Genomic DNA, 5,587 nt, shown 5'->3' with positions numbered 1-5,587 from the left:
TGCTTCTGAATATTTGACAGAAGATGAAATGAAAGATTTAAAAGAGAAGATTAATGCAATGACAGCAGATGTAGATTTTTTGAATGCTCAGGAGGGATATAGAGGAACTTCCTATGAATCTGTATTTTTGTTAAGTGCAAGTGAAGCGGGGCTAAGAAAAGTAAATGAAATGTATGTTCCAGAGCAATTACAAGCAGGTTTTTCAGACATGATTGACGAATATGTTCATTTTAATGATTCGGCATGTAATTCCATCATGGAGAGAATGACACCAGATTACATGGTTGTTGGAATTGGAAGTAAAACAGAATCTTATAAGTACAAGTCAGAAATAATCTCAGATGAGACAGATTTTTATACAAATGAGAAGAAAGAGATAAGTGGTATCTGCAATCAGTTTTTAAATGGTAAAACAGATCAAAAATTATTTTGTAATGAAATGAAAGACCGTTTAAATGATTACTATGGAAGCAGGTATGAATTAAGAAATCAGTCAGAAGCTGTTGAAGGCAGAGTAAGTAATATGTTGAGTAAATTACAACATATGTATGCACTTTAGGATTATGATGGAAATATGCAATGGTTATTGCTGAGTGTCAAAATTCAAAAGATGATATCAGTATGGTGGTTTGCAAATAAAGTTACATATCATATTGATGCTGGGAGAAATCCAACAGGTAGCATAGTTGGAAGAACTCCGAATAATGAAGAAAGGAGTTATTATAAAATGGAGGTATCAAATAATTATAGCACAGCAAAATTATGGGGCACTTCGGATAAAAAAGTTTCTAAATCTTCTGAAAAAAACAAATGGAAATTAACGGATTCCTTAAAAGAGAAAATTGTTGAACTGGCAAAAAAAGATGCACAGGACAACGTATATATGGGAAATGCGTTTATGAATTTGCGTAAGATGGAAGTAAGCAAAGTGGCACCGAACAGGGCAGCCTTAATTGGAAAATTTAATCAATCAATGAATTCCGGCAATATGTCCGCAATGAAAGAAGTTGAAAAAGCTGATAAAAAATGGCTCTGTATTTTGTTCGGGATACCATATGAGGCAGAGTTTCAGGGAGAGGGAACAGGATCAGCAGCTCATGTATATAACGAATGTGGTGAAGAAGTTCTGACATATACAGAGGGAGTAGGCTGGCAAGAAAAGGAAACAAAAGCAGAGTCACAGGTACATTCGGCGTTAAAATCGACATATTATGAGGCTTTTTGTGATGCAAGAAAAGCATTAAACAGTGAACAAAGAACTGGTAGTATGAATGAAAATATAATGTCACAAGGCAATTTTGATATGAAAGCGTAAAGAGCGTGCGATTAAAATAAGAATGGCTGGAAGAAAGAAAATGATTTGGTATTGAAAATAGGCTTTGACAGCAGTGAATTGTATGATATAGGGCAGGAAAAAGGATATGGAGCAGCACAGAATACGTGGATGAAAGGTGTTAGCCAAAGTATGTTTGAAGCCAGAGTGTGACCAATGGATGACAGAAAGTATGAACCGCTTTAAGAAGTGGTTGAATAAAATTTTTATTGAAACTTCAAGCTGTTGGAGGTGGATTTATGGGAATCTCTTTTTCAAATATAGGAACAGTTGGAAGGGAACAGCTAATTACTTCTGGTAGTAATGGAGAACCAAACTGGTCTTATATTCCATCGAAAGGAAAAAGTACGAAAACGCAGACTGAATTTGTGAGTGAGATTAAGAAACTGGCACAAAAGGCTGCCAATGCTACTGATAAAACGGAACAAGACTCTATTTCAAGGCAGGTATTGCAGTTAAGGGCGGAATATTTGTCAGAGGTTGCACCGGATAGAAAGCAGTTGTACCAGCAGGCAAAAAGTGCAATGAAAAACCCAAATACCAATCCAAAATGTAAAGGGATTGGAGAATTAACCTTACTGGATTTTTTGGAACAGGCAGAGGGAAAAAATCAGAATCTTGCAGACAAGCAGATTGCACTGGCAGGAGGCGGAACATTAAATTTCACAATTTTAACATCAGGTGGTTATGGTGTTCAAATTCAGAGTCAGGGCGTGAATGTATTGTTAAATACCGGTGCCGGCTGGGGGTATGAAATGACTCCGGCAGAACTTACAAAAAAAGATGAATTCTATTCCATTTACTGGAAGGAATATAACGCCGTAAAGAATGGTATGAATTCTGAATTAAAAGAATTACCGGATTATCTGGAAAAAAGATCAGTTTTTGAAGCGAAAGTCTGATGATAATAATGCAATTCAAATAAAAAGGGGTATTGATATATGCAGATTAGGTCCAACTATTCTATGAATGGTGTGCCATACGAAAACAGGCGCAGACCGAATGATATTCCTCAATTTAGTACAGAACGTGCAGAACAGGAAAATGAGAGTATAAATCCATATATGGCAGATGTGGATTTTAACGAAAAAGCATTTGATATGATTGGTCCGAATGCTCCGCAGGAGGTAAAGGATGCATGGATGGAAGCAGCGAAGGAAGTAAATGCGAATGGTCTGGGAATAAAGAAAAATGGAATGTTGAGCCATATATCACAGATGATGGTACAAAGGCTGAATAAGCAGATGAAGGGTGAGGGCGATGTGGATAACATCGACATTTTGGGAAACACAACAGAATCTGCAATTCAGGCAACGAAACAGGCACTATATAATTTAGACCATCCACTGGAATATGTCCCGAAAAGCATAGAGGTTCAGAGGGCTTGTATGAAGGAAAGAGAATTCTATGTTGCGTTTCTGGAAAGACTGGAAAAGTTATAATTGACTGGAACAGAAACGGAAAATGACAACGATGAGACATATATAAAATTATTTAGGAGATAACATATGAGTGATAGCACTCTTCACATCGGAACGCTTGCTTCAAATAATGTAAACAATATTGTAAATGATACAAGTAAATATGATGAATACAAAGAAAAAGTAAAGGATTTGGAAAAAGAACTTCAAACCCGAAAAGACACTTTTGAGAAAATGACAGAACCACTGGTATATGTATGTGACTGTTATCAAAAATTTAATGTAGTCACAGGTATGCCTAAAAGCACATTCGGAGATTCTTTTGGCTATGCAATGCAGAAAGAAATTTCGGATTATATGCAGGATTTTTATGCTGGAAAGGTGAGCAGTGAGGATCTTGATTCTTATTTTGAGAAATGTTGTACTTCCATGCGTACTTACCGGATCGGACAGCATCAGACATCCGGAACTAATGAAGCAGATAATACACAGATCGTAAGTGAGATGTATGAGGTTTTTGTGAAAGAAAATGCAAGGGCGGCAGGTCAGGCGAACTATCAGGAAGGAAATGCATTGAATGAAAAATACTATTCTGATGGTCACAGTGATTGGACTTATTATAATTCAGATTATTACTATCAATGCAATGACACCAATGCGGCATTGAGAGAATCTGCCCGGAAGATGACGGAAAAATGGGAATTGGACGGGATTGACTGTGATGAAATCGAAGCAAATTCCAGCCTTACGTTAGACGGTGGTTTTGATTTTAACAGCATATGGAATTCGGATTTCAGAAATCAGGTTGGAAGGAGCAGTCTGGCAAAGGAATCAACGATACCACTTGAGAATTTTAAGATGTTTTTTAAGGAACAGGTAACGTCTTTTACAGAGGACAATAAATTTAATGGTAATCTGAAAATAACGATCGGAAAGAACAATTTCGATTTAGACGTCCCATTTCAGACATTACGCACCGGACTGGAAGGCGAAATCCGTAATGTATGGGATTTAATGGAAGATTATTATTCGGATACTAAAGACAATTCCAAAGTCAAAGATTTCCTGAGTAATATGTCTGTATTTACACGATGGTATTCGTATGAAACAGGAATCAATGACAGATTCGGTGATTATTGAGATAGTGACAGATTAGGATAATCCGATATATATAAGAAGGTTGGTGATATTATGAATATATTTTTTAACAGTCGAATTAATGCTAATCAGTCGTTGCTTAATGTTCTGTTTGGTCAACAACAAAAAGCGGCAAGCAGGCAAAACACTGGTTGTAGAGGCATAAGAGATACTTTAACGATAAGTGCATCAGGAAAGGAAAAACTGACAAAAAGTACAAGTGGAAGAACACATAATACAAGTATTGATAGCAGCATTGATTTAAAGTTCTATATAGCTTCAGCAAAAAAAACGAATCAAGAGATCATTGAGAATGCAGGAACACAGATTAATGCGAAAACAAGTGAATATATGAGTACAGGTAAAGCATTTAGGGCGGCATTAACGGAAAAGTATTCTAAGCTTGCCGCAGAAGCAAAAACACATTCTAACCCTGAAAATTATATTCATTCCAAGTATTTTGATAAGAGTTCAGAGTATTACGAGACTAATTTGACTGATACAGAACGTAGGATTGCATATAATTATGAGATGCAGATGTGCCGGACAGGAAAAATAAATGGTGTAAATTATCAGGATTCTTTGTTCAGGGGAATTGAAGTGGACGGCGACAGTGTAGATTCGGATAAAATCCAATTTGAAAGAGCATTGGTAAATTCGCAGATTTCAAATATTTTAAAGCAGGCTGGTGTAGATACATCTTCTATTACGAAAGATTGTACTTTTACTGTCGATCCATACAGTTACGAGATAACGGTAGATGGCGTGGATGAAGAAACAAAGGTGTTGATGCAGAATGCTTTAAATGTAGGTAATAATGGGAAAAATTTCTATAAGCATATCTATTATTGCTCAACACAAGATGGCTGTGAGAGTTCTCAAGTAACAGAGGAATCAAAGATGAAATACGAAGCATATCATCAGGTTTATAGTTATACAGGATATGGATTAGACAAACTTGAGGAAAAAAATGGGACATATTATACGGAGTCGGGAGAGAATATATTAGACTTAGTGGATAGTGCAGTTGAAAGTTCCGGAAAAGTTCCGAAAGAGTTTAATCAGCAAATGAAGAATTGGATACATGACCTGGTTTCAACGATATCGACCAGAGGATGGAACAATGTGCCAGATATGGCTTTAAGCATTTTATATGGAAAGAGCGGTTTAAAGGACATGAACCAGCTGATTACATACCAGTATGAAGCTGATCGTATGAACAGACAATGGTATTCTGTGCTTTAGAAATATGCTAAAAACAAAAATACTTAATAAAGTGAGTTCCTTTATTTCTTGGAGATTTATGACGATCTATACTATATAGCATAGAGTTAATTCAAACGGATTTAGAATGTATTTACACGGAGGTTTTATATGTCAATGAATATCAGCGGATTAGGCAATACCTATAATGGCATCAACACAAATAGCAAAAGATTGAAATCGAAGTAAAGTATAAAATTGCTGTGACGGTTATGGAACTGCGATTTTGGCTAAAAGATTGTGAATCACCAATATAATCGGGATTTGTGAGTAGAGGGCACTTATGAAAAATAAAAGTATCAATCAAGTTTCCATAATAAATGGTGAAGATGGTCCCACAAGTGTTTTTATATTTGGAGAAGCTCAAAAGCAATCTCTAAAGATTAGAATCCGAAATGCTATCTATCAATCCAGACGAAAAAGGATAGAAAAG

The 5,587-nt window shown here is 36.1% G+C and carries 6 protein-coding genes and 1 pseudogene; all 7 read left to right on the top strand.

All coding sequences use genetic code 11. The features are described 5' to 3' along the window. Positions 1–559 (top strand): annotated as a pseudogene (locus WMO43_RS13960) (hypothetical protein); the annotation flags it as partial. 168 nt (positions 560–727) lie between these two features. Beyond that, entirely contained in the window at positions 728–1,315 is a 588-nt protein-coding gene (locus WMO43_RS13955; protein ID WP_353531583.1) for a hypothetical protein, read from the top strand. Positions 1,316–1,572: 257 nt separating this feature from the next. After that, positions 1,573–2,235 (top strand): hypothetical protein, encoded by a 663-nt coding sequence (locus WMO43_RS13950; protein WP_118004952.1) that lies wholly within the window; start codon positions 1,573–1,575, stop codon positions 2,233–2,235. 39 nt (positions 2,236–2,274) lie between these two features. Then, positions 2,275–2,775, top strand: coding sequence for a hypothetical protein (locus WMO43_RS13945; protein WP_353531582.1), 501 nt, complete (start codon positions 2,275–2,277; stop codon positions 2,773–2,775). Positions 2,776–2,841: 66 nt separating this feature from the next. Then, entirely contained in the window at positions 2,842–3,894 is a 1,053-nt protein-coding gene (locus tag WMO43_RS13940; protein WP_353531581.1) for a hypothetical protein, read from the top strand. Positions 3,895–3,945: 51 nt separating this feature from the next. Next, a complete protein-coding gene (locus WMO43_RS13935; protein ID WP_353531580.1) occupies positions 3,946–5,136 on the top strand; it encodes a DUF4885 family protein in 1,191 nt (396 codons plus the stop codon). 221 nt (positions 5,137–5,357) lie between these two features. After that, positions 5,358–5,411 carry a hypothetical protein gene (locus tag WMO43_RS13930; protein ID WP_306754333.1) on the top strand — a complete coding sequence of 18 codons (54 nt, stop codon included), beginning with the start codon at positions 5,358–5,360 and terminating at the stop codon, positions 5,409–5,411. The last annotated feature ends 176 nt before the right edge of the window (positions 5,412–5,587 follow it).

The sequence above is a fragment of the Maccoyibacter intestinihominis genome (assembly GCF_040096355.1).
In the GTDB taxonomy this organism is placed as follows: Bacteria; Bacillota; Clostridia; order Lachnospirales; family Lachnospiraceae; genus Maccoyibacter; species Maccoyibacter intestinihominis.
This window is presented reverse-complemented; position numbering and strand designations above follow the sequence as displayed.